This window comes from Mesorhizobium sp. M0040, assembly GCF_040323505.1.
Classification (GTDB): domain Bacteria; phylum Pseudomonadota; class Alphaproteobacteria; order Rhizobiales; family Rhizobiaceae; genus Mesorhizobium.
Genome location: NZ_JAMYVA010000014.1, coordinates 104365 through 128218, shown reverse-complemented (window position 1 = coordinate 128218; position 23854 = coordinate 104365). Strand labels below are relative to the sequence as shown.

Sequence of the window (23854 nt, the reverse complement as noted above, 5' to 3'; positions counted from 1 at the left end):
ACCCGTCTCTAGGTCCAGTTGAGCCGAATTTGGCAGAACCAATCGATGGCGATCGATTCTAATCTTCCTTTGGGCGACCAAAAAGGGCGCGCAGCTCGTCTTTGGCGTCCTCCAGCACTTTCTTCTGCGCCGCCGGCAGGTTCTTGCCGGCGCGGTTGATGTAGAAATTCAGCATCGACATGGCGGATTGAAACGGCCCCGCCTTGCGTCGGTCGCTGTGCTCGGCCGATCGCTTCAAAGAGGCGGCGATCTTCTTGGGATCGTGGGATTCGAAGATGTGTTCCTCGAGGTCCAGCGCGTCGCTGTGCTCGGTGACGTCGGCGGACCATTTCCGTTGCGCGGTCATGGCAAACTCCTTCCACTAGGTCGTTGCCGGGAAAACGCCTTATGGCGCACCCCTGTTCCACTTCGGCCCGGATCCCTGGAGCCACGGATTTGCCTGTCGTGGCGCTGCTCGGCGATGCGAATGCGCCGATAGTGGTCAGAACCGCCGATTCAAGAACTGCGGACAGGAAACGCTCTTGACTCCAATCGTCTCAAGCCAGGCAGAAAGTTCCGGCATCGACAGTGCCTATGCCTGGATACGGCTGGGCATCTCGATGCTGCTGGCAACGATCGGCGGGGTCGGCATGTGGGCGGTGGTCGTGGTGCTGCCTGCCGTGCAGGCAGAATTCGGCGTCGATCGCGCCGCTGCCTCGATGCCCTACACCGCGACGATGGTCGGCTTTGCCGCCGGCAATGTGCTGTTCGGCCGCGCCATCGACCGCATGGGGTATTGGATCCCGGCGCTGATTGCCGCGATTACACTTGGCGCCGGCTTCCTGCTGGCGTCACTGACCAGTTCGATCCTGCAGTTCACCCTCGTCCAGGGCCTGTTGATCGGCGTTGGCTCGTCGGCGATCTTCGGGCCGCTGATCGCCGACATCTCGCACTGGTTCAACCGGCGCCGCGGCGTCGCGGTGACGGCTGCCGCATCCGGCAACTATCTCGCCGGAGCGATCTGGCCGACGGCGATGCCCTATGTCATGCAGACCGAAGGCTGGCGCTTCACCTATGCCGCGATCGGCGCCGTCTGTCTGGTCACCATGGTGCCCTTGATCCTGCTGCTCCGGCGCGGCGCACCGCCCCAGGCGGCTCCGGGATCGCCGGGGGGCCGCGTGGTGCAGCCGATCTCACTGTCGCCGGCGGCCTTGCAGGCGCTGCTCATCGTCGCCGGGCTCGGCTGCTGCGTGGCGATGTCGATGCCGCAAGTCCATATCGTCGCCTATTGCATGGATCTCGGCTACGGCGTGGCGCATGGCGCTGATATGCTGTCGATCATGCTGGCGGCGGGCGTCGTCAGCCGGCTTGGCTCGGGTTTCCTTGCCGATCGCATCGGCGGCGTGAAAACCCTGCTGATCGGCTCGGTGCTGCAATGCCTGTCGCTGCTGTTCTATATCCCGTTCGACGGGCTTGCCTCGCTTTATGTCGTCTCGCTGGTCTTCGGCCTGTCGCAGGGCGGCATCGTGCCCTGTTATGCGATCATCGTGCGCGAATATATGCCAGCCAAGGAGGCTGGCCAGCGCGTCGGCATCGTCATGATGGCGACCATCTTCGGCATGGCGATCGGCGGCTGGATGTCGGGCTGGATCTACGATCTGACCGGCTCCTATGCCGCCGCGTTCCTCAACGGCATTGCCTGGAACCTGCTGAATATTTTGGCCATGGTGCTGCTGCTGTGAAAGGCCCGGCGCAGCGCTGCTGTGGCGGCTTGAAGCACAGCGGTACGGATACAGTCTCTCCGGCCGTCGCTTGACAACAGCCGAAGGCTGCGCGACGCCAGACAAGGTGTGGCAACGGGCCAGTTTGGCATGGCAGCAGTTTCAAAAACGCTGAACATCGTTTCACGGTCGCGTGTGGGCGGTTGCCCGGCGTCCGGACGAGTACGGTGATCAAGCCGCGCTCGCGCCGCGGCGGCGGCCGCCCGACCATCGCCGATGTCGCCCGCAAGGCCGGCGTCGGCGCCATTACCGTATCGCGCGCCCTGCGTGAGCCGGGGCGTGTCTCGGAAGATCTGCGCCGCCAGATCGAGTCGGCCGTGAACGAGCTCGGCTATGTGCCCGACCCGAATGCGCGGGCGCTGGCTTCGGCGCGCGCCGAGGTCTTTGGCGTTCTGGTGCCGTCGCTTACCAACAACGTCTTTGCCGAAGTGGTGCGCGGCGTCTACGACAGCCTGTCGGACGGCCCTTTCCGGATTCAGCTCGGCAACACCCACTATTCCGGCCTCGAGGAAGAGCGGCTGCTGCAGGTGTTTGGCCCGCAACGCCCGGCGGCGCTGATCGTGGCCGGCATCGACCAGACGCCGGCCTCGCGAAAACTGCTGGAAACGGCAGGCTGTCCGGTGGTGCAGGTGATGGAGACCGGGCCCGATCCGGTCGACATGATGGTCGGCTTCTCGCATTTCGAGGGCGGCAAGGCGGCTGCGGAACATCTGATCGAGGCAGGCTATCGCCGGATCGGCTTCATCGGTGCGCGCATGGATCCGCGTTCGCAGCGGCGGCTTGCCGGCTATCGCGCGGCGATGGAGGCGGCCGGCCTGTTCGATCCGAGGCTCACCACCACGACGCCAGTGCCCTCCAGCGTCACCCTCGGCCGCGAATTGTTCCGCGACGCGCTGGCCAAGGTGCCGAGCCTCGATGGGGTGTTCTGTAACAATGACGATATCGCCCTTGGCGTGCTGTTCGAATGCCACCGCGCTTCGATCGCCGTGCCGAAAACGATCGGCATCGTTGGCTTCAACGATCTCGACATGATGGAGGTGGCCTTTCCGTCGGTCACCAGCGTTCGGACCTACCGCTACGAGATCGGCCGGCGGGCGGTCGCCATGGCGCTTGCGGCGATCGAAGGCAACAGGCCGGAGCAGCGGGTTGTCGACCTTGGCTTCGAACTCAAGCGACGTGAAAGCACGGCGCGCTGAAGCGAGCTTCAACGCAATGGCGCTTTACACTGCGTAATGGTAGCGCTACCAGTTATCGCCGGGCGGTACTTCGCTCAGAAGATGGGAGGCTGTTTATTATACATAAGCGACAGCTCATGCTTGTTTATTATGTATAATATGATAGTTTTTGTGGGACTATCCGGGCAGCAAAGGAGGGGATCGGGTCGGCATTCGGCCACCTGAACGCGCGACGGGTACGGCGGGAGGTGCCGGGCCGGAAACGCGCAAATTCATCGGCGTAACAACAAACAACACTGCAACTGGGAGGAATATCGATGATCAAGTCACTCGTTGGCGGTATCGTTGCCGCCACTGCTTTCGTCATGCTGAGCTCGTCGGCGATCGCCGATCCTGAAATCGTCAAGGGGCCATCGGCCGAGCCTGACTGCTTCGCGCCCTGGTCGGCCGATACGCAGTTCTTCAAGTTCCCCAAGAAAGACGGCCCGTACCGCATCGCTCTGGCCAACGGCTATATCGCCAACACATGGCGCATCCAGATGGTGCAGACGGCAAAGGCCTATGCAGCGCAGCCGGAGGTCGCGGCCAAGCTCAAGGAATTCAAGGTGGTCTCGACCGGCGAAGACGTGCCGGCCCAGATTTCGGCGATCAACAATTTCATCGATTCCGGCTATGACGCGATTGTCGTCAACGCCCAGAACCCGACCGCATTCGGTCCTGTCATCAAGCGGGCCAAGGAAGCCGGCGTGGTGCTGGTCGCCTTCGACAACATCCTCGACACCAAGGATGCCATCAACGTCAATGTCGACCAGAAAGGCCTTGGCGAATTGTGGGCCAACTGGCTGGTCAAGCACGTGCCGAACGGCGGCAAGGTGCTGGAAGTGCGCGGCGTCGCCGGCACGTCCGTCGACACCGATCGCCATAACGGCATCCACGAGGTTCTCGACGCTTCCGGGAAGAAATGGGATGTCACCGAGGTCGTCGGCAAGTGGGATGACGGCGTTGCGCAAAAGGCTACGGCCGATGCCATTGCCACCAACGGCCCCTTCGACGGCATTACCGGACAGGGCGGCGATACCGGCATCGTGCAGGCGATGATCGATGCCAAGCATCCGTTCGTGCCGTTCGGCGGCGAGACGGAGAACGGCTTCCGCAAATTCTGCGCCAAGTTCGCCGCTGACGGCCTGAAATGCTCGTCGGCCGGCACCGGCCCGGCTCAGGTCGCGGTTGCCATCAAGACGGCGATTGCAGCACTTGAAGGCCAGGTCGTGCCGCAAGCGGTCAAGCTGCCGCTGGCGATCGTCGAGGATCCGAACTTCAAGGCAGGCCAGGATTTCTTCCCCGATCAGTCCGACAATTTCTTCGTCGGCAATTCCTTCCCGACCTGCGGCATCAATTTCACGGCGCAGGAAATCATGGGCCAGAGCAAGGAAAACCAGTAAACTCCGACAGCCCGACGCCGCGGGAATCCCGCGGCGTCGGCGCTCGACATCCTGATTGCCAAGCGCCTGGGGAGGGCCGATGGACGGTGCGGTTCCGCTCTTCCGCATGGAAGGCATATCCAAGCGCTATGGCGGCGTGCGGGCGCTGGAGAAGGCCGAACTGTCGGTCACTCCAGGCAGCATCCACGCCATTCTCGGCGAGAACGGCGCCGGCAAATCGACGCTGATCAAGGTCATGGCGGGGGTCGTTGCGCCCGACGAGGGCCGCATGATGCTGGACGGAAGCGAAGTTACCTTCGCTTCGCCGGCCGCCGCCAACCAGGCCGGCATCGTCTGCATCTTCCAGGAACTGTCGCTCGTCCCCGAACTCAGCGTTGCCGACAACATCGTCATTTCCGATCCGCCGAAGCGTTTCGGCATGATCGACCGCAAGGCGCAGCGCCGCATCGCCGAAGAAGCCCTGGCTCGCGCCGGCGCCTCCGATATCCATCCGCTGGCGCTGGTCAAGGATCTTCCTCTTTCGAGACGGCAGATGGTCGAGATCGCCAAGGCACTGGCGCGCAAGCCGCGCATCCTGATCCTCGACGAGGCGACCTCGGCGCTGACCGCGGCTGACGTCGCCAGAGTTTTCGCCGTGTTGAAGCGGCTGCGTTCGGAAGGGCTGGCGCTGCTCTATATCTCGCACCGCATGAACGAGATCGCCGAGCTGGCCGATCAGTGCACGGTGTTCCGCAATGGCCGCAATGTCGCCAGCTACGCGGCCGGCACCAAGAGCGACAACGAGGTCGTCGAACTGATGATCGGGCGCGAATACAGCCACATCTTTCCGCCCAAGCCCGCACGGGCGGCTGCCGCAGCCACGCCGGTTCTGGAGGCGCGCAGCCTGTCATGGACGGATCGGCTGCATGATGTCTCGCTGTCGGTCGGGGCGGGCGAGGTGGTCGGCCTTGGCGGCCTCGACGGCCAGGGCCAGCGCGAATTGCTGCTCGCCTTCTTCGGTGTGCTGCGTGGCCTGTCGGGCCAGATCCTGATCGACGGCAGGCCGGTGGCGATCGCCAGCCCGGCCGCGGCGCGCGATGACCGGATCGGCATGGCGCTGATCCCGGAGGACCGCAAGACCGAAGGGTTGATGCTGCCGATGACGGTGCGCGAAAACCTCTCCTTCGCCGCCCTTGACCGGCTGTCCAGGGCCGGCATCATCGATCGCGCCGCCGAGCAGCGGCTGATCGACGACATGGTCGGTCTCCTGGCGATCAAGACCGCCGGGCTCGACATTCCGGTCGGCGCACTGTCCGGCGGCAACCAGCAGAAGGTCGTCATCGCCAAATGGCTGATGCGGCAGCCGCGCATCATCCTGCTCAACGATCCGACGCGCGGCATCGATGTCGGCACCAAGCAGGAGCTTTACCAGTTGATGCGCAAGCTTGCCGACCAGGGCGCGGCGATCCTCTTCTATTCGACCGACTATGACGAGCTGATCGGCTGCTGCGACCGCGTGCTGGTGCTCTATGACGGCGCGGTCAAGCGCGAACTGGTCGGCGCCGAAATCACCGAGCGGGCGCTGATCGCCAGCGCGCTCAACATTCACGAAGAGATGCCAAAGCAAGGAGCGGACGCGTGAAGGATTGGCGCTACTGGCTTGCCGAACAGCGCGGAACGCTGCTGGCGTTCGGCATCTTCGTTGTCATGTTCGTCATCTACACCTCGAACCATCCGGCGGGCTTCACCGCCAACGTCGTACAAACGGCCTCGAACAAGGGCGTGCTGCTCGCCTTCGTCGCCATGGCGCAAACGCTGGTGGTGATCACCGCCGGCATCGACCTTTCGGTCGGTATGATCTTCACGCTGACCAACTGCCTGGCCTCGTGGCTGGTCGTCGGCACCGGCATCGAGACCGCCTTCGGCGTCCTCGCCGTGCTCGGAACCGGGCTGCTGTGCGGGGCAATCAACGGTGCGATCGTCATCTATGGACGCCTGCAGCCGATCGTCGCCACCATCGCCACCGGCGCGGGCTATTTCGGCATCGCGCTGCTGCTTCGGCCGTTTCCCGGCGGCTCGGTCAATGAAGGGCTCGCCGATGCGCTGACCGGGCGCCTGTTTGGTTTTGTGCCGGCGAGTCTGGTGACGCTGCTGGCGGTCGTGCTCGTGGTCTGGGTGCCGTTCAGCCGGTCGGTGCTAGGCCGCGCCGCTTATGCAGCCGGCTCCTCGGAGATGGCGGCCTACATGTCCGGCGTGCCGATCCGGCGTGGAAAGTTCGCCGCCTATGCGCTTGCCGGTCTGCTTGCCGCGATCGGCGGGCTGTTCCTGACGTTCTTCACCTATACCGGTGATGCGGCCTATGCCAGCGGCAACGCCTATACGCTGTTTTCGATTGCCGCGGTCGTGCTTGGCGGCGTGTCGCTGTTCGGCGGCAAGGGCAGCGCCATCGGCGCGATCTTCGGCGCGCTTGCCTTCCGCACCATCGGCGACCTGCTGTTCGTCTTCGATTTCGATCCGCTCTGGCAGCCGCTGTTCCAGGGCGTCATTCTGCTGATCGCGGTCAGCCTCGGCGCGTTCGCCCTGTTTCGGGTCCGCAACCGGCTGGAGTGGTTCCTGTGAGCGAAACGACTGTGAGTGGTCTCGCCGGCCGCATGCCGAAATTCCTCCGCCGCGCCGACCCGGCGGTGCTGACGGCGTTCGCCTGTATCGTGCTGCTGCTGTTCCTCGGCAGCCTCTATTCGCGCAGCTTCCTGTCGCCTGAATACCTTTTGCAGCAGCTCAAGGTGGCGTCGTTTCTCGGCGTCATCGCGACCGGCATGATGCTGGTCATCCTGCTCGGCCAGATCGACCTGTCGGTGCCCTGGTCGGTGGCGGCCGGCGCCATGATGGCCTGCGCCGCGGCCGCATACGGTACCGTCGGCGTGGCGCTTGCCATTCCGTTCGGCATCTTCTGCGGTGTTCTGATCGGCATCGTCAACGGCATCGGCGTCGCCTATCTGCGCATTCCCTCGATGATCATCACGCTTGCCACCAACGCCGTCGCGCAGGGGCTGATGGTGGTCTACACGGGCGGTTTCTCGCCGCAGGATTCGGCGACCGGTGCGATGCGCTACCTGGCGACCGGCTTTGCCGTTCCTGCCGTGCCCAACGCCGTCCTCATCTGGGCGCTGATCGGCGCCGCAATGGTGTTCGTGCTGACCCGCACCGGCTTCGGCCGCACCGTTTACGGCATCGGCAATCGCGAGCGTGCCGCCTATCTTTCCGGCATCGATACAAGGCGCGTGGTGATGATCGCCTTTGCGGTTTCGGGCGGGCTCTCGGCCTTCGGCGGCGTGCTGTTGGCCGGCTATGCCTCCAAGGCGGCACAGTCGATGGGCGATGCCTATCTGCTGCCGTCGATCGCCGCGGTGGTGCTCGGCGGCACCTCGATCCTCGGCGGGCGCGGCTCCTATCTCGGCACCGTCGCCGGGGTAATCCTGATCACCCTCTTGCAGTCCATTCTCTCTGTCATGCAGATGCCGGAGGCGGGACGGCAGATCATCTACGGCGTCGTCATCGTCGCCATGCTGCTGCTCTATGGCCGCGCGCCGGCAAGCCGCTGACCTGCATGACCGGGAACGACGTGAGGGCGAGCACTGTTCGAACGATACCCGCCATCGTGGTGATGGGCGTTGCCGGCTGCGGCAAGTCGGTCGTCGGCGAAGCGCTTGCAGCGGCATTGGGCGCCCTCTTTATCGAAGGCGACAGGCTGCATCCGCCCGAAAACGTCGCGCGCATGGCGAGCGGCCAGCCGCTCACCGACGCGCTGCGCGAGGGCTGGCTCGACGCGATCGGCCAGCGGATGGCCGCGTCGGTCGCAAGCGGGCAAGGTGTGGTCGCCGCCTGCTCGGCGCTGAAGCGCAGCTACCGCGATCGCCTGCGCGGCTTTTGCCCGGATATCGTTTTCGTTTACCTGGAAATCGACCCGGCAACAGCAAAACAGCGCGTCGGCAATCGCAAGGGTCATTTCATGCCGGCAAGCCTAGTCGACAGCCAGTTCGCCACGCTCGAGGCGCCAGCGGCGGACGAGGCGGCGATAACCTTAGATGGCACGCGTCCGGTCGCCGACACCGTCGCGACTGCCTTGAGCCTGCTCGCGCGCTAGATTTGCGACGTCAGTTCGACTGGGAAATCGTCATTGTCGGCGTCGCGCATGGCCGCGAGGCTGCGGTTGTCCAGCACCTCGGCGATCGCCTGCCGGACCTCCAACATCATGTGCCGAACCTGGCAGGTCGCCTCGTCGCAATCCTCGCAGCGCTGGTATTGCGTGCGGCTGGCGCAGGGGATCGGCGCCAGCGGCCCGTCGAGGACACGCACGACATGGCCGATCTTGATCTCGGAAGCCGGCCGGGCAAGGCGGTAACCGCCTTCCTTGCCCTTGCGGCTCTGGACGAAGCCGGCGTTACGCAACTCGCCCAGGATGGCATCCAGGAATTTCTTGGGGATGTTATTGGCGACCGCAATGTCGTTGACGAATGCGAGCTGGCCGACCGGCAGGCCCGACAGATGCACGAGGGCCTTGAGGCCGTATTTGCCTTTTTTGGTAAGCATGCCCCGAGTCAACCCATGAAGCCCCAACCACCCGCGTCTGGCGGCTGTTTGTGTGCAAATCATGACGGTTTGATCACGCGAAGCCGTTCGCGAAAACAAGCCGTCCGTTCTCACGGTAGGCACAAACGCGTTGATTCTTTGTAACGTTTTGGACGGAATGCGCCCGGAAAGTGCCAGAAATCACCGTTCGCGGCGCGAAAGCAAAGAAGCCGGCAAAGCCGGCTTCTGTCAAAGTTGGAAGATCGCCTCAGCGGCTGCCATAAGTCTGGTCGAGCAGGCCGCCCGCTGCAAAGTGCTCGGCCTGGACCTTGGCCCAGCCGCCGAAGACGTCCTCCACCGTCAGCAGGCGGACGTCGGGAAACTCAGCCTTGTATTTGGCGGCGACGGCCGCGTCCCGGGCCCGCAGGCCGTTGCGGGCGGCGATGTCCTGGCCCTCCGGCGTATAGAGGAAGTCGAGATAGGTCTTGGCGAGATCGCGCGTGCCATGCTCGTCTGCAACGGTGTCGACGATCGCCACCGGAAATTCCGCCAACAGGCTGACCGAAGGCGTTACCTGCTCGAACTTGTCCTCGCCATACTCCTTGCGGACGCCGCGCGTTTCCGACTCGAAGGTGATGAGTACGTCGCCGATTTCGCGCTGCACGAAAGTGGTGGTCGCGGCGCGCCCGCCGCTGTCGAACACCGGCACGTTGTTGAACAGCTTGGTGACGAACTCCTTCACCTTGGCGTCGTCGTCCTTGAAGGCTTCCTTGGCGTAGGCGGTGGCCGCAAGATAGGTGTAGCGCGCATTGCCCGAGGTTTTCGGATTGGGGAAGATCACCTGCACGTCGTCGCGCACGAGATCGCTCCAATCCTTGATGTTCTTCGGATTGCCGGCGCGCACCAGGAAGGAGGGCAGCGAATAGAAAGGCGAGGCGTTGTCGGGAAAGTCCTTCTGCCAGTCGGCGGAGATGAGGCCCTTCTTGACCAGGAAGTCGATGTCGAGGACCTGGTTGAAGGTAACGACATCGGCGCTGAGACCCTCGGCGATGGCGCGCGCCTGCGCCGACGTCCCCGCATGCGACTGATCGACGGTGACGCCTGGGTGCGCGGCGACGAACGCCTTGTTGACCTGCGCAAACAGTTCGCGGCCGACATCGTAAGAGGCGTTCAGCAATCTGTCGGCCGACCAGGCTTGGGAGGATGCGAGGACCAGGCCGGCCAACGTGGCGACGCCAAGCAAAAATCGCTTCATGAAAACAGGCTCCAATGCCATGAGCTTAATGCCGGACCATAGCGGCAAGGCATCGTGCGCGACGAGGCACGCAGAGCGGCCGCTCGACATTATCGCGAGAAAAAGTAGTCCCGTTGTGGGCGGTTTCTAGTTTTTTCTTTCAAGAAGGGTCTTCCGCGCAGCTTGGAAGGGGTGCCGGCGTGGTTCGCGTGCACGATGATTCCCGGCCGGCTAACGCGGTGGCAAGACGAATGCATCGCGGCGCTGCCTGGCATATACAAGCGGTATATACAAGGAGCCATCGCCATGCCCCAACGCCGCCATTCAACAACCCCGCCGAAAGAGGCGAAGCTGTTTCGTAACAATCGCAGCCAGGCGGTACGCATTCCTGTCGAGTTCGAACTTCCCGGCGAAAGGGTCTTGATCAGCCGTGAAGGCGACCGCCTGATCATCGAGCCGGTCCGCAAACCTGGCCTCACGGCGCTGCTCGCGCAATGGGCGAAAGAGGCGCCGCCCGGTGCCGAGGAAGACTTTCCCGAGGTCGACGATATGCCGGTCAAATCCGAGGAATTTTTTTGATGCGGTTCATGCTGGATACGATCATTGTCAGCGACATGATCCGAAATCCGGCCGGGAAAGCCGCAAGCGCTGTCCTGCGCGTGGGAGACGCCGCCGTGTGTACCAGCATCGTGGTCGCGTCGGAACTGCGATATGGTTGCGTCAAGAAAAGATCAGCCAAGTTGCACAAGAAGGTCGAGGAATTGCTGGCTGAGATTCCCGTCTTGCCGCTCGATCTGCCGGTGGATGCCGAGTACGGCGCGATTCGCGCAGAACTGGAAGGCAGGGGCCAGACCACCGGCCAAAATGACCTTTTTATTGCTGCCCACGCCCGTGCGCTTGGAACTATCCTGGTGACCGCCGACACCGGGGAGTTCAACCGGATCAAAGGCCTGAAGGTCGAGAACTGGCTGGTGTAACGCCTGATAGAGGATCAAGCAGCCGGAAAAAGCTTCCAGCGCCGCGGCCTAAAAGCCACGCGACTTTTCTGCGCCGCCGGATGATCGACGGGCAATTCGATCTCGACCCGCTGACGTTCGCCGCCGATTTCGAGCTCGACCCGCCTGGTGCCGGCGACGCGGCGGCTGGCGGCGACCGTGCCGGCGATGCAGCCGTTGCATTCTTCCACCAGATCGACGTCGTGCGGGCGAAAGAACAGCGTCGCTTCGCCTTGCGGTGCGTGCGGCGCGGAGAGCCCGATCGGGCGGTCGGCGATCCAGACCTGGCCGTCCTCGACCTTGACCGGGATCGAGCTCGATTCGCCGATAAAGCCATAAACGAACGGCGAGTTCGGGGTGTCGTAGATCTCGTCGGCGGTGCCGACCTGCTCGATGCGGCCCTGGCTCATCACCACGACGCGATCGGCAAGCTCCAGCGCCTCTTCCTGGTCATGGGTGACGAAGACCGTAGTATGGCCGGTGGCGTCGTGGATGTCGCGCAGCCAGCGGCGCAGTTCGCGGCGCACCTGGGCATCGAGCGCGCCGAACGGCTCGTCGAGCAAAAGCACGGCCGGTTCGATCGCCATGGCGCGGGCCAGCGCCACGCGCTGGCGCTGGCCGCCCGAAAGCTGTGCCGGATAGCGTTTTTCCAGACCGGAAAGCTGAACGAGGTTGAGAAGTTCCGAAGCGCGGCGGCGGATTTCCTTCGCCGACGGGCGTGACGGCCCGTGCCGGACCTTGAGGCCGAAGCCGATATTGTCGGCGACCGTCATGTGGCGAAACAGCGCGTAGTGCTGGAAGACGAAGCCGACATTGCGCTCCTGAATCGACTTTTGGGAGGCATCCTCTTCGCCGAAGAAGATCTTTCCGCGGGTCGGCCGCTCCAAGCCGGCAATCAGCCTGAGCAGCGTCGTCTTGCCGGAACCGGAAGGTCCCAGCAGGGCGATCAGTTCTCCCGACTTGATGTCGAGCGAAACGTCGCGGAGGGCCGGAAACCGCTCAAACTCCTTGCGCACGTTGGCAACGCGAACTTCCATGCAAATCCCTTTTGTAGTTGATGCATGCCGTTATCCCAAAACCGGTTCCCACTTTTGGGCGACATCAAATCTTTGTTTTATGCATGTCGTTGTCCAAAAACCGCTACACACTTTTGGGCGACATGCATTTGTCAGTGTCCGCGCGTCGCGGCGATCTCGGCGCCGTAGCGCATCTCGAGAAGTGTTTTCAAGACCAGCGTGACGAGCGCCAGGCCGGCAAGCAGCGAAGCGACGGCAAAGGCGGCGGCGGCATTGTACTCGTTATAAAGGATTTCAACATGCAGCGGCATGGTGTTGGTTAGCCCGCGTATGTGGCCCGACACGACCGAGACCGCGCCGAACTCGCCCATGGCACGGGCATTGCACAGCAACACGCCGTAGAGCAATCCCCATTTGACGTTGGGCAACGTCACGTACCAGAACGCCTGCCAGCCATTGGCCCCGAGCGACAGGGCTGCCTCCTCGTCGCCATTGCCTTGTTCCTGCATCAGCGGGATCAATTCACGGGCGACGAAGGGGAAGGTGACGAAGATCGTGGCCAGCACGATGCCCGGCACGGCAAACAGGATGACGATGCCATGCGCCTTGAGCCAGGCGCCGAGCAGGCCTTGCGCGCCGAACAGAAGTACATAGACCAGGCCGGAAATGACCGGGGAGACCGAAAACGGCAGGTCGATCAGTGTGGTCAGGAACGCCTTGCCCTTGAACTCGAACTTGGCGATCGCCCAGGCGGCGGAAATACCGAAGACGATGTTGAGCGGCACCGAGATCGCCGCGACCAGAAGCGTCAGGCGGATCGCCGAGCGCGTGTCCGGTTCGCTCAGCGCCTGTGTGTAGGCCTCGATACCTTTGGCGAAAGCTTCCTTGAAGACGATGATCAGCGGCAGGAGCAGGAAAATGCCGAGGAAGGCAAAGGTCACTATCATCAGCACGGTTCTCGCCGTGCGGCTCTCGGTCACCGCCGGCGACTGGCTTTCATGGTGCGGCGCGTAGGATTTGATCTCCGGGTCAGCCATAGCGCTTGCGGCTCCAGGTCTGCACCAGGTTGATGACCAGCAGCATGACGAAGGACAGCGCCAGCATGATCGCCGCTATCGCGGTCGCCGCGGCGTAATTATATTCCTCCAGCCGGATGACGATCAGAAGCGGCGCGATCTCGGATTTGAACGGCAGGTTGCCGGCGATAAAGATGACGGAACCGTACTCGCCGACGCCGCGCGCGAAGGCCAGCGCGAAACCGGTGACGATGGCAGGCGCCAGTCCGGGTAGTAGAACGCGGCTGATGATCTGGAAGCGATTGGCGCCGAGCGTGGCGGCCACTTCTTCTACCTCCTTGTCGATCTCCTCCATGATCGGCTGCACGGTGCGCACGACGAAGGGCAGACCGATGAAGACCAGCGCGATGACGATGCCGAGCGGCGTATACGCGACCTTAATGCCGAGCGGCGTCAGCAGGCTTCCGATCCAGCCATTCGGTGCGTAAAGCGTGGTCAGCGCGATGCCGGCAACCGCCGTCGGCAGCGCGAAGGGCAGGTCGACCATGGCATCGGCGATGCGGCGGCCTGGAAAGCTGTAGCGCACCAGCACCCACGCGACGATCGTGCCGAAGACGACGTTGACGGCGGCGGCAATGAAGGCGGTGCCGAAGCTGATTTCAAGCGCGTTGATGGTGCGGCGGTCGGTGACGATCGCCCAGAAGTCGGTCCAGCCGAGCGCCGCCGAGCGCCAGATCAGCCCGGACAGGGGAATGAGGATGATGAGAGTGAGGTAGGCAAGCGAGAAGCCGAGCGTCAATCCGAAACCCGGAATGACGCTCGGCTGCCTGAATCGCCACCCCGCCTTGGCGGATGCTGTGGTCATGTCGTCCTGATCTAGATTTTATCTTACTGCGCTGGCTTGTAGATCTGGTCGAATATACCACCGTCGCCGAAATGGTAAGGCTGCGCCTTCGTCCATCCGCCGAAAATTGGATCGTCGATGCTGATCCGCTTGATTTCCGGCAGCTTGGCGAGATCCTCCGCAGGCACCAGGTCGGGCTTCGCCGGACGGTAGTGGTTCTTGGCGATGATCGTCTGGCCTTCCTTGGAATAGAGATAGCCCAGATAGGCTTCGGCAACTTTGCGTGTGCCCTTGGCATCGACATTGGCGTCGACAACGGCGACCGGCGGTTCGGCGAGGATCGAGGTCGGCGGGATGACGATTTCGAACTGATCGGCGCCGAACTCGTCCAGCGCCAGATAGGCCTCGTTTTCCCAGGCGATCAGCACATCGCCCAGGCCCTTTTGCGCGAAGGTCACGGTCGAGCCACGCGCGCCGGTGTCAAGCACCGGAACATGGGAATAGAGGTTGCCGACGAATTCCTTGGTCTTGGCTTCATCGCCGCCATCGTTGGTGTTGGCCCAGGCCCAGGCCGCGAGGTAGGCCCACCGGCCACCACCGGAGGTCTTGGGATTCGACGTGATCACCTGGACGCTGTCCTTTGTGAGATCGCCAAAATCGTGAATGCCCTTCGGGTTGCCCTTGCGGACGAGGAGGACGATGGTCGAGGTATAAGGAGCCGAATTGTTCTCGAACTTCGTCCGCCAGTCGGGATTGATCTTCTTCGTTTTCGAGACAATCGCGTCGACGTCGCCTTGCAGCCCCAGCGTCACCACGTCGGCGTCGAGGCCGTCGATCACGGCGCGGGCCTGAGCGCCCGATCCGCCATGCGACTGCTGGACGGTGACGGTCTCGCCGGTCTCGGACTTCCAGTGGGCGGTGAAAGCCTCATCGAATTGCTTGTAGAGCTCACGCGTCGGGTCATAGGACACGTTGAGAATTGTGGTGTCGGCAAACGCGAAACCGAGCGTGCCAAACTGGACAGATGTGGCGACCAGTGCGCCGAGCAGTTTCCTGAAATGAGGTTTGGTCATTTCCGCCTCCGTTGAACTCGCGCCAAATCTACCGAATTGATAGAATTTAGATGCATTCAATGTTGCCTTTTTTGGCCTATTGAAGCAATTTTTCGCCCACTTTCGGCGATATGAGGAACTATTTTCCCGACAAGGGGCCGGGATCGCGCTCCCGACGCGATTATCTAGAAACAGCTAGCTCTTCGGCAATGGCCTGCATCGCGCCCGAACGAGGTTTCGGCGGATTATTCGGCAGTAACGGGAAAGTTGAAGCGCTCTCTTGGAAACGGCTCGTTTTCCAGCGTGAAGTGCCACCATTCGCGTGCATAATTCCTGAAGCCGCCGGCGCGCATCGCCTCGACAAGTTTTTTGCGGTTAACCGCCGCTTCACTGGCTATCGGTCGGTGAGCCGTTTCGCTCGCTGGATCGAAACAGTCGAAACCCGTGCCGAAATCGAGCGTATCGGCATCGGTCGCGCCGCAGGCCGGTTTCGGAGCGCTCTTGCGGTCGGCTCGCGCGATCGCGACATCGACCGTCGATCCGCGCGAATGGGTGGACAGTTCGCCGATATAGCCCTTGGCGATGAGATCCTTGCGCTTGACCTTTGGGTACCATTGCGGGTCCGGTGGTCCACTCGTTTTTGTCCAGTCACCCATGTCGGAGACAGCCCGCGCAGGGCGATAGCAGTCGAACACGACCAGCGTCAGTCCTTCGGCGGCAATCGCTTTCTGCACTGCTGAAAGCGCTTGTGCCGCTTGCCTGGTGAGGACGCATATCGGCGCATCGTAGCCGCTTACCTTGCGATGCAGGAAATTTTCGAGGCCGGCATAGCGGATATCCTGCCGGATACTAGGGTCGATATCGGCCAGTCGAACAAAGCTGGCGGGCAGCGCGTCAGCAGACGCCGAGGAAATACCGGCGGCCGAAAGCAAGACGTAAAACCCAATCCCCTGAATCACCTGCCGGAAATTATTCAAGGGAAACTTTCACTCGACGAAAACCTTCACACTGGCCGCGCGTCCCGCCGCGTCGATCACGGTTAGGGTCGAATAGCCGGCGCCGTCCGGCTGCCAGGTCGCGGTGCGCCGCCGGTCGATGCCGACCAACGGCTTGCCGTTGGCCAGCCAGCGGAACGGTGCGCGGCCGCCTTGCAGCTTGAGCACCAGCGGCGAGACGTCGGCCGAGGAAGTGCCGAGATCGACGCGAGCGCCGTCGGGCGGAAAGATGATGGTTGGCGCAGGTTCGGTCGGCGTCGCCTGTACCAGCCCATCGGCGCCGGCGCCGAAGCGCGTCAGCGTCACCGGCAGCTCCTCGCGCTTCGGACGCCGGACGCCGGACGGCTGGCTCGGCAGCGGTACGGCGGCCAGGCTGGAACGGACAAAACCTTCGAACAGGATGGGCGCAGCCGAGACATAGCCGGACAGGCCGGGAACCGCGCCGGCGTCGGGGCGGCCGACCCAGACGCCGAGCACGTAGCGGCCGTCGAAGCCGACCGACCAGGCGTCGCGATAGCCGTAGGAGGTGCCGGTCTTGTAGGCGATGCCGCGTTGGGCGGCACCCTGGGGAGGCTTGACGCCTGACAGGATGTCGGTGATCTGCCAGGTCGCCTGCCCGTCGAGGATGGTGGTGGTCGAGCGTTCGGCATTCGCCGGCTCGGTGCCGTCATGCAGCGTGTGTGCCTTGCCGCCATTGGCAAGGCCGGCATAGAGTTGGACCAGGTCGCGCAGGGTCACCCCGACGCCGCCGAGGCCGATCGCCAGGCCGGGCGCTTCGTTGACGGGCAGGATAGGGGTCACATCGGCCTGGCGAAAGCGTGCCATCAGCCGGGCCGGGCCGACCGCGTCGAGCACGCGGATCGCCGGCACGTTGAGCGACAATTGCAGCGCCTGCCTGATGCTGACATCGCCCTGATAGCCCATGTCGAAGTTCTTCGGCCGATACCCGGAGAAATCGGCTGGGCTGTCCTCGATCAGCATCTCCTGCGCCACCAGGCCTTGTTCGAAGGCGAGGCCGTAGATGAACGGCTTCAGCGTCGAGCCAGGCGAACGAACGACTTTGGTCATGTCGATCCAGCCCGAACGGCTGGCATCGAAGAAATCGGCAGAGCCGACCTCACCAAGAATATCGCCGGTACGGGCATCGGCCAGTACCATGGCCACCGAGAGGCGAGGGCCGAGCCTGGCGGCCGCATCCTTGGCCACCTGCTCCAGCCCTTCCTGGACACTCTTGCGGATCGTCAGTTGCAGCTTCTGGCCGGGAACAGCCTTGGACAGCATTGTATAGGCCGCATGGGCAGCGAGCGCCGGCAAGGTGCGCCGCAGCCCCGACACATCGTCGAGCGCGGCACGCGCGGCCTCACGTTCGCCGAGCAGGCCTGCCGAGACCATGCGGGTCAGCACGCGGTCGCGGGCGGCCTGGGCGACGTCGAGGTTGCGGTCAGGGCGCCGCTTTTCCGGCAATTGCGGCAAAGCGACGAGCAGGGCCGCCTCCGAGACCGTCAGCCGTTTCGGCTCCTTGCCGAAATAGGCAAGCGAAGCGGCGCGCACACCTTCGAGATTGCCGCCATAGGGCGCCAGCGTCAGATAGCGTTCGAGGATCTCGCGCTTGGAAAGCCGCCGTTCGATCTGGAGGGCGCGCAGCATCTGCTTGATCTTCGAGCCGAGGCTGCGGCTGTCGCGCGGTTCGATCAGCCGGGCGAGTTGCATCGGCAGCGTCGAACCACCGGAGACGATATGGCCGCTGGTCGCGAACTGGCCGGCGGCACGCGCCAGTGCCAGCACGTCGACGCCTTGATGATCCCAGAAACGCTTGTCCTCATAGGTGACCAGCATGTCGACGAACTGCTTGTCGACCTGGTCCAGGCTGGTGGCGAGCCGCCAGTAGCCATCCGGCGTAGCGAAGGCGCGCAGCAGCTGGCCGTCTCGGTCCTGCACCTCGGTCGAGACCGGCAAAGCAGCCGGCAGCGGCGGCGGAAAAGCGCGGTCGAGCTGCCAGAGGGCGGCGGCGGTGATTGCAGCGAGACCGGCCAAGGAGATGCCCGTGATGGCCGCTCGGCGCAGGAATTTTCTGGAGAGCATGGCGCCGCCCCTCATCCGCCTGCCGGCACCTTCTCCCCGTTTAGTGACGGGGAGAAGGGGGCTGTCGCGAACCTTGGCGCCTTTTCTGCGACGTTAAAGTTCGGCGAAAACTTCGGCGCATGGCTCTTTCTCCCCGTCTCTATACGGGGAGAAATGCCCGGCAGGGCAATGAGGGGCAGCGCCATCGCCATATTCCTATCCGCCATTTTTTGCCTTACGGCGCCTTGACCTCCATCATGCCGGTGGCGGTGCGGGCCGAATATTGCGGCCGGTACATGTCCTCGATCGTTGCCGCCGGGTGGGCGTAGGTGCCCGGCGTCACCGCGCGCACGACGTAGGCGAGTGTGATGTTGCGGTCGCCGTCGCCGTCGTTGGGATTGAATGCCGCGACGAAACGGTCGTCGCGGAATTCGAGATGGGCGGCATCGGTCTGCGCCAGCCAGGAGAAGTTCGTCAATTGGGCGCTGGAGACCAGGCCCGGATTGTCGATCTCGAAGCCGGCCGGCAACAGGTCGGTGATCAGCAGTCGCGAAGGCCAGGTGTTCTGCTCGTAAACCTTGAGCACGACGACATAGCGTTCGTTCTGCTTGACCTCCGTCATGTTGGCCTCTGTGCCGTCTAGCTTGTAGTAGGTACGGCTGATGGTAAAGCCGTTGCCGCCGGCCGGCAGAGGCTGGATCGGCGAAGCCACGGTGGTGACGACCGCCTGCAGCGGATTTCTGCCGGTGTTGACGATGGTCAGCGGACTGTCGGCCAGGTCGCCACCGGCGATCTGGTCCGAATAGCCGCCGGCATGCGGTGCGCCGTTGACGGTCAGCGCGATCGAATCATTGCCGGCCTTCAGCGCGCGGGCCGCCAGCAGCATCCAGGACTCGTCCTGTGTGCTGGTCCACCTGGCGTCGGCGCGTTCCCTGGTCACTAGTTGGATCAGCGCCGGCACGATGGTCGGCACCGGCTTGCTTTCCGCGGCAAGCGCCAGGATCGCCGCGCCGTCGCGCAGTGGCGAGCCATAGTCGGACCGGTAATAGTCATATTCGGGCGTCGACTTGGCCAGTTGCAGCGCGGCCTGGAAGGTTGCCTCCGAGCGCTGGGTGTCACCGTAGAGCGCGAGAGACGCCGCCAATTGGGCGACGGCCATCGGGCTGGTAAAGGCTTCGAGCTGGGTGTCGGCATAATAACGCAGATCGCCGACCGAGGCCTTTTTGTTGCGGGCAAGCACATAGAGCGCATAGGCGATCTCGCTGCCGCGATCCTGGACGTCCTGATCGTAGCCGATCGCGTTCTGCAGATTGCTCAGCGCCTGGTTCATCGCCAGGGCCGGTACGTCGTACTTCTGCTCGCGCGCCCGGGTGAGGAAATCGGTGACATAGGCGTCGAGCCACAGATCGCCGGAACCCGGACCCCACAGGCCGAAGCTGCCGGCCGAGGCCTGATAGCTCAGCACCTTGTAGATAGCGTCCTGGACGCGGCCATGCAGATCGGGGTCGCTGGCCATGCCGATGCCGGAAGCCATCTCGTTGACGTAGAGAAGCGGCATGGCGCGGCTGGTGGTCTGTTCGGCGCAACCATAGGGATAGCGGTCGAGCGTCATCAGCAGCGACGGTACATCGAAGGCAGCCGCCTGCGAAACGCCGACGCTGACCGAAGCGCCATCGAGCAGGCTTGCCGCCAGCAGTTCCTTGTCGACGCGCAGCGCGCCGCCATTGCCCTTGAGGTCGACGACCATGCGGGTGGTCACCGGTAGTTGCGCCGGGCGCACCGGCACATAGAGCGTCTGCTCGACGGCGGTGACGTCGGCATGCGCAAGCTTGATGGTGATCGAGGCGTTGCCTGCGGTCTGCGCAATCAACGGCACGGTCAGCGTCTGCCGCTTGCCTTTGGCCAGCGTCAGCTTTTCAGGCAAGGCGGCACTGCCGGTAGACAGGTCGCCCGTCGTGTCGATGGTCAGCTTGTAGTCGCCAGCGGGGCCGTCGGTGTCGGCGACGTCGAGCCGCATGACGGCGGAATCGCCGGGCGCCAGGAATCGCGGCAGGCCGGCGGTGATCACCACCGGATCGCGAACGATGACGTCGGACTGGGCATGGCCGACTGCTTCCTTTGTCCAGGCGACGGCCATGACGCGCACGGTGCCGTTGAACTGCGGTATGTCGAAGTCGATCCGCGCCTTGCCGTCGGAGTCGAGCTGGACCGGGCCGGAGAAGAAGGCGACCAGCTTTTCGGTCGGCGGACTGCCTTGCGATTGCATGTTGGCGCCGTCGCCGCCGGTGCGCAGCTTACCGGTTGTGCCCAGCGAGCCGTCGATCAGCCGGCCATAGATGTCGCGAACCTCGAGACCGAGCATGCGCTGCCCGAAGAACCAGTTCTCCGGATCCGGTACCTTGAAGTTGGTCAGGTTGAGGATGCCGACGTCGACGGCCGCGACCATGACATAGGCGTTGGTGCCGGGCTGCACGCCGGCTACGGCGACCGGGATCGACAGCTGCTGGCGCGGCATGGTCTTGTCCGGCGGCGCCAAGCTGACGGCAAGCTTCCGCGAGCCGGGATCGAGCTTCAGCCATTTGACGCCGATGGCGCGCGCCGGCATACGTGTCTCTTGCGCATCGCCCGGCCTGAACAGCGTTGCCGTGACGTAGGCGCCGGCACCCCAGTCGTCGCCGACCGGGATGTCGACGGTGCTGCCGCCGGCCGGCACGCTGGCGGTGACGGTCTTCAGGAGCTTGTCGGCGCCGATGGTGACGAGCAGCTCGCCTGCAAAGTGCGGCGACACTTTGAGCTTGGCCACTTCACCCGCCGCATAGGTATCCTTGTCGAGGGCGATCTCGAGGCCGTCGGGCGTTTCGGTGGTGGTGGAACTGACATACCAGCCGGCGTCGAACTCGTAGCTGGTGGCCGGGCCTTCCGGATCCGCTGTCTCGATCTCGAGCCGGTAGCGGCCCCAGTCGACCGGCAGCGACACCGTCGCCTCGCCATCGGCGCTCAGGTCGACCTGGCCGTTGGCCACCGCCTTGGTGAAGGTGACCGGCTCATAGTTCCAGGAGTTGCTCGAGCGGTACCACTGGTAGCTACGCTCGACCTTGACCAGCGACCACTGCGCGCCCTTCAGCGCCTCACGCTTGCCGTCTGGGTCGACAGCGATCAGGCTGAACTTGGCCGTGCCGCCTTGCGGCACCTCGTCGTCGTCGAAATCCGGGCGGATGCCGATCATGTGGCCTTGCGGGCGGATGCCGATATTCAGCGAGCGCTCGACGGCACGGCCGCCGGTTTCACGCATCCTGACAGTGACCTTTGCATCGACCAGCTTGGTGGTGGATGGCAATTGATCGACGGAGACCGGGAAGGTCGCCTTGCCGTCCTCGCTGACCACCGGCAGGCCGGTGAAGGGCGTCACCGTCGGTTCCGCCGACTGTTCGTCGGCCAGACCGAAGGAATAGGCTTTGAAGCGGTCCCAGTCGCGGGCGGTCGACAGCGTCAATTCGCCTTCGAGCGCGAGGCCCGCGGCCGGCGCGCCGTAGAGAAAGCGGCCGTCGACGGTAATGTTGGCGGTCTCGCCCTGCGCGATCTCCTGCTTGTCGGAGGACAGGTCGAACTCGATGCGGTCCGGTACGAAGTCCTCGACCAGGAACATCTGGCTGGCGACCGCCGCCTGCTTGGGATCGGTATGGATCGCCACCGTCCAGGTGCCGCGCATAGCGTTGGGTTCCAGCGGCAGGTCGACCGCGTGACCACCGGCCGATGCGCCATCGCTGACGATGCGGCGGTCCTCAACGCCGTCGGGCCGCGAGAAGATGAAGGTCAGCGGCAGGTTCTCGACCGCCCTGGCGGCACTGTCGCGGGCAAGGGCTGCGACATGGACGTCCTCGCCGGCGCGGTAGATGCCGCGCTCGGTCCAGGCATAGACGTCGAGCGCGCCAGGTGCCGGCCGTCCGGCGACGCCACGGTCGGACAGGTCGAAGCCGGCGCGGCCCATATCGAGGAAGACGAAATCGTCGTCGCCCTGTTTGGCCATCAGCACGGCCGGGGCCATGCCGCTGTCGCCGCGCGTCAGGCCGGGATTGAACACCGCCCGCCCTTCCGCGTCGGTGGTCGCGGTGCCGAGGATTTCATTGTTCCTGGCCAGCAGCGTCAGCTCGGCGCCGGCGATCGGCTTGGCGGTTGCGAGCGAACGGGCAAAGACGTTCAGCCCATCCTGTCCGGTATAGGTCGACAGGCCGATATCGGAGACGACGAACCATTGCGTGGCGTGCGAATCATAGTCGTCGCTGCGATCGTTGACGGCTTGTGCGGTCAGCACATAGACGCCGGGCTTGCGCTTCGGCAAAGCCTCGTCGATTGGGAAGGAGGTGGTGACTTCCTTGTTGAGGTCGTTGGCGATGTCGAGCTGGCCTTGCCAGACCGGCTCGCCCATCTGTTCGGAGATGTTCGAAATGTCGTAGCCGTCAAGCTGGCGCAGGAACTGATATCCCGACAGAAGCTGGGCCAGCGAGCGGTCGCCGATGCGGAAGAGCTTCATTTCGGCGGCATTCATGTTGACGGTAACGACCGGTATGCCGCGGCGTGCGCCTGCGGGCAGCACGAAGCTGTCGCCGGTGAAGCGGGCCGAAGGCGCGCGGTCCTGCACGTAGATCGACAGAACCACCGGTGCCGCGGTGACTTCGCCAATGGCGGCCGGCAAGCCGGCGCGGAAGGTCACGTCATAATGTTGGCCGTGCTCGAGTCCTTCGACGCAGATCTGCTTGTCCTTGGCTTCGACGCCCTTGGGAGCGGCGTTGTCGACAGTAACGAACTGCGAGTAGTCGACGCCGGTCTTGACCAGTTCCTCGGAGAACTGCGCGCAGATGCGTGGCGCGCTGGTGTCGGCGTCGACGGTGTGATCGATGACGCGGAAGCCCTTGCGGGCCTTGAGATCCTGATAGGCGGCCCTGACTGCCGGCGAATTGACGAGAGCGAGGCTCGCCTCGTAGGCCTGCAGGGCCGGCCTGTAGAGATCGCGGCGATCAAGGCCGTCCCCGAGCAGCGCCAGCACGTCGGCGCGCGTCTTGGTGGTGCGCAGCAATTTGTAGGCGTTGAAGGCGGCGGAAGTGGCGTTCGCCGGTAGGGTCGACGGCTCCGAGCTGTTGGCGGTCGGATGGACGGCAAGCGTTTCGCGCGCCAGCTCGAGCCAGAGCTGGCCATCACCAGGCAACACCGAAACCGCCGCTTCGTATTTGTGCATGGCCGAGCGATGATCGCCCGTCAGCGCCGACTGTTCGGCGGCGGCCCTCAGCGCCGTCAGCCCTTCTGTCGGCTTGGTGTAGGTCGGGCCAGTGAGCTTGTTGCGGTATTGCTGGGCCTGGTCGGCCATCCAGTTGGGGAAGAAGGCGAGTTCGGGTGGCGCGCCGATGTCGGGATCGCCATCGATGTTGACGATCTTGCCGGCGACGGCGCCGCCGAAGGGTTTCAACGAATTGTAATCGGATTTAAGGAAGCACCATTTGGCCTTGAGGTTGTAGGTGAAGGCGCGGCAGGCCGGGTCGCCGAGGCAGGTGGTCTTGCACTGGTCGAGGCTGACATTCTGGTCGGATCTGAGATCGAAACCGAAATAGTCGGAATTGTCCGATGTCACCACCCGCCGGGCTTCGGCCGCTTGCGCGACACCGCTCCAGGCAAAAAAGAGAAGGAAAAGAATCGATAGACCACGAGCCGCGCGCATTGCCAT

Annotated in this window: 19 protein-coding genes; 9 read left to right on the top strand and 10 right to left on the bottom strand. The window is 63.8% G+C overall.

The features are described 5' to 3' along the window. Window positions 1-58: 58 nt before the first annotated feature. Window positions 59-346 carry a DUF3175 domain-containing protein gene (locus tag NKJ91_RS15225; protein WP_023675825.1) on the bottom strand — a complete coding sequence of 96 codons (288 nt, stop codon included), beginning with the start codon at window positions 344-346 and terminating at the stop codon, window positions 59-61. Between the two features lie 175 nt (window positions 347-521). On the opposite strand from NKJ91_RS15225, the gene NKJ91_RS15220 reads away from it, so the two are divergent. The 7 genes from NKJ91_RS15220 (at window position 522) to NKJ91_RS15190 (ending at window position 8500) form a co-directional block, all read left to right on the top strand. Continuing rightward, a complete protein-coding gene (locus NKJ91_RS15220; RefSeq protein WP_352456246.1) occupies window positions 522-1721 on the top strand; it encodes an MFS transporter in 1200 nt (399 codons plus the stop codon). A 206-nt stretch (window positions 1722-1927) separates the two neighbouring features. Further along, window positions 1928-2956: an HTH-type transcriptional regulator GntR gene (gene gntR, locus NKJ91_RS15215; RefSeq protein ID WP_352456245.1), complete on the top strand. Its 1029-nt coding sequence runs from the start codon at window positions 1928-1930 to the stop codon at window positions 2954-2956. A 296-nt stretch (window positions 2957-3252) separates the two neighbouring features. Further along, window positions 3253-4377: a sugar ABC transporter substrate-binding protein gene (locus tag NKJ91_RS15210; RefSeq protein ID WP_023675828.1), complete on the top strand. Its 1125-nt coding sequence runs from the start codon at window positions 3253-3255 to the stop codon at window positions 4375-4377. Window positions 4378-4456: 79 nt separating this feature from the next. Next, entirely contained in the window at window positions 4457-5998 is a 1542-nt protein-coding gene (locus NKJ91_RS15205; protein ID WP_352456244.1) for a sugar ABC transporter ATP-binding protein, read from the top strand. Then, entirely contained in the window at window positions 5995-6975 is a 981-nt protein-coding gene (locus NKJ91_RS15200; protein WP_352456243.1) for an ABC transporter permease, read from the top strand. Before NKJ91_RS15205 ends, NKJ91_RS15200 begins: the two co-directional genes overlap by 4 nt. Next, window positions 6972-7958, top strand: a complete 987-nt coding sequence (locus NKJ91_RS15195; protein WP_352456242.1) for an ABC transporter permease — start codon at window positions 6972-6974, stop codon at window positions 7956-7958. Before NKJ91_RS15200 ends, NKJ91_RS15195 begins: the two co-directional genes overlap by 4 nt. Before the next feature lie 62 nt (window positions 7959-8020). Continuing rightward, entirely contained in the window at window positions 8021-8500 is a 480-nt protein-coding gene (locus NKJ91_RS15190) for a gluconokinase (protein WP_352456241.1), read from the top strand. Here NKJ91_RS15190 and NKJ91_RS15185 read toward each other — a convergent pair. Beyond that, window positions 8497-8946, bottom strand: coding sequence for an RrF2 family transcriptional regulator (locus tag NKJ91_RS15185; RefSeq protein WP_006202816.1), 450 nt, complete (start codon window positions 8944-8946; stop codon window positions 8497-8499). The two genes, NKJ91_RS15190 and NKJ91_RS15185, sit on opposite strands and share 4 nt — an antisense overlap. A 247-nt stretch (window positions 8947-9193) precedes the next feature. Beyond that, a complete protein-coding gene (locus NKJ91_RS15180; protein WP_352456240.1) occupies window positions 9194-10180 on the bottom strand; it encodes a sulfate ABC transporter substrate-binding protein in 987 nt (328 codons plus the stop codon). 285 nt (window positions 10181-10465) lie between these two features. Here NKJ91_RS15180 and NKJ91_RS15175 point away from each other — a divergent pair, with 285 nt between their 5' ends. Then, a complete protein-coding gene (locus tag NKJ91_RS15175; RefSeq protein ID WP_352456267.1) occupies window positions 10466-10738 on the top strand; it encodes an antitoxin in 273 nt (90 codons plus the stop codon). After that, entirely contained in the window at window positions 10738-11136 is a 399-nt protein-coding gene (locus NKJ91_RS15170; RefSeq protein ID WP_352456239.1) for a type II toxin-antitoxin system VapC family toxin, read from the top strand. Before NKJ91_RS15175 ends, NKJ91_RS15170 begins: the two co-directional genes overlap by 1 nt. Window positions 11137-11150: 14 nt before the next feature. Here NKJ91_RS15170 and NKJ91_RS15165 read toward each other — a convergent pair whose 3' ends face one another. The 7 genes from NKJ91_RS15165 to NKJ91_RS15135 all read right to left on the bottom strand — a co-directional run bounded on the left by NKJ91_RS15165 (window position 11151) and on the right by NKJ91_RS15135 (window position 23854). Continuing rightward, window positions 11151-12191 (bottom strand): sulfate/molybdate ABC transporter ATP-binding protein, encoded by a 1041-nt coding sequence (locus NKJ91_RS15165; protein ID WP_254819067.1) that lies wholly within the window; start codon window positions 12189-12191, stop codon window positions 11151-11153. Between the two features lie 131 nt (window positions 12192-12322). Beyond that, window positions 12323-13207 (bottom strand): sulfate ABC transporter permease subunit CysW, encoded by an 885-nt coding sequence (gene cysW, locus NKJ91_RS15160; protein ID WP_352456238.1) that lies wholly within the window; start codon window positions 13205-13207, stop codon window positions 12323-12325. Further along, complete coding sequence (gene cysT / locus NKJ91_RS15155) at window positions 13200-14051, bottom strand: sulfate ABC transporter permease subunit CysT (RefSeq protein WP_352456237.1); 852 nt, start codon at window positions 14049-14051, stop codon at window positions 13200-13202. The genes cysW and cysT overlap by 8 nt, the downstream gene beginning before the upstream one ends. 23 nt (window positions 14052-14074) lie before the next feature. Further along, window positions 14075-15103 (bottom strand): sulfate ABC transporter substrate-binding protein, encoded by a 1029-nt coding sequence (locus NKJ91_RS15150; RefSeq protein ID WP_352456236.1) that lies wholly within the window; start codon window positions 15101-15103, stop codon window positions 14075-14077. A gap of 224 nt (window positions 15104-15327) precedes the next feature. Continuing rightward, complete coding sequence (locus tag NKJ91_RS15145; protein WP_352456235.1) at window positions 15328-16014, bottom strand: M15 family metallopeptidase; 687 nt, start codon at window positions 16012-16014, stop codon at window positions 15328-15330. Between the two features lie 54 nt (window positions 16015-16068). Then, complete coding sequence (gene pbpC, locus NKJ91_RS15140; RefSeq protein ID WP_352456234.1) at window positions 16069-18159, bottom strand: penicillin-binding protein 1C; 2091 nt, start codon at window positions 18157-18159, stop codon at window positions 16069-16071. Between the two features lie 214 nt (window positions 18160-18373). After that, window positions 18374-23854: an alpha-2-macroglobulin family protein gene (locus NKJ91_RS15135; protein ID WP_352456233.1), complete on the bottom strand. Its 5481-nt coding sequence runs from the start codon at window positions 23852-23854 to the stop codon at window positions 18374-18376.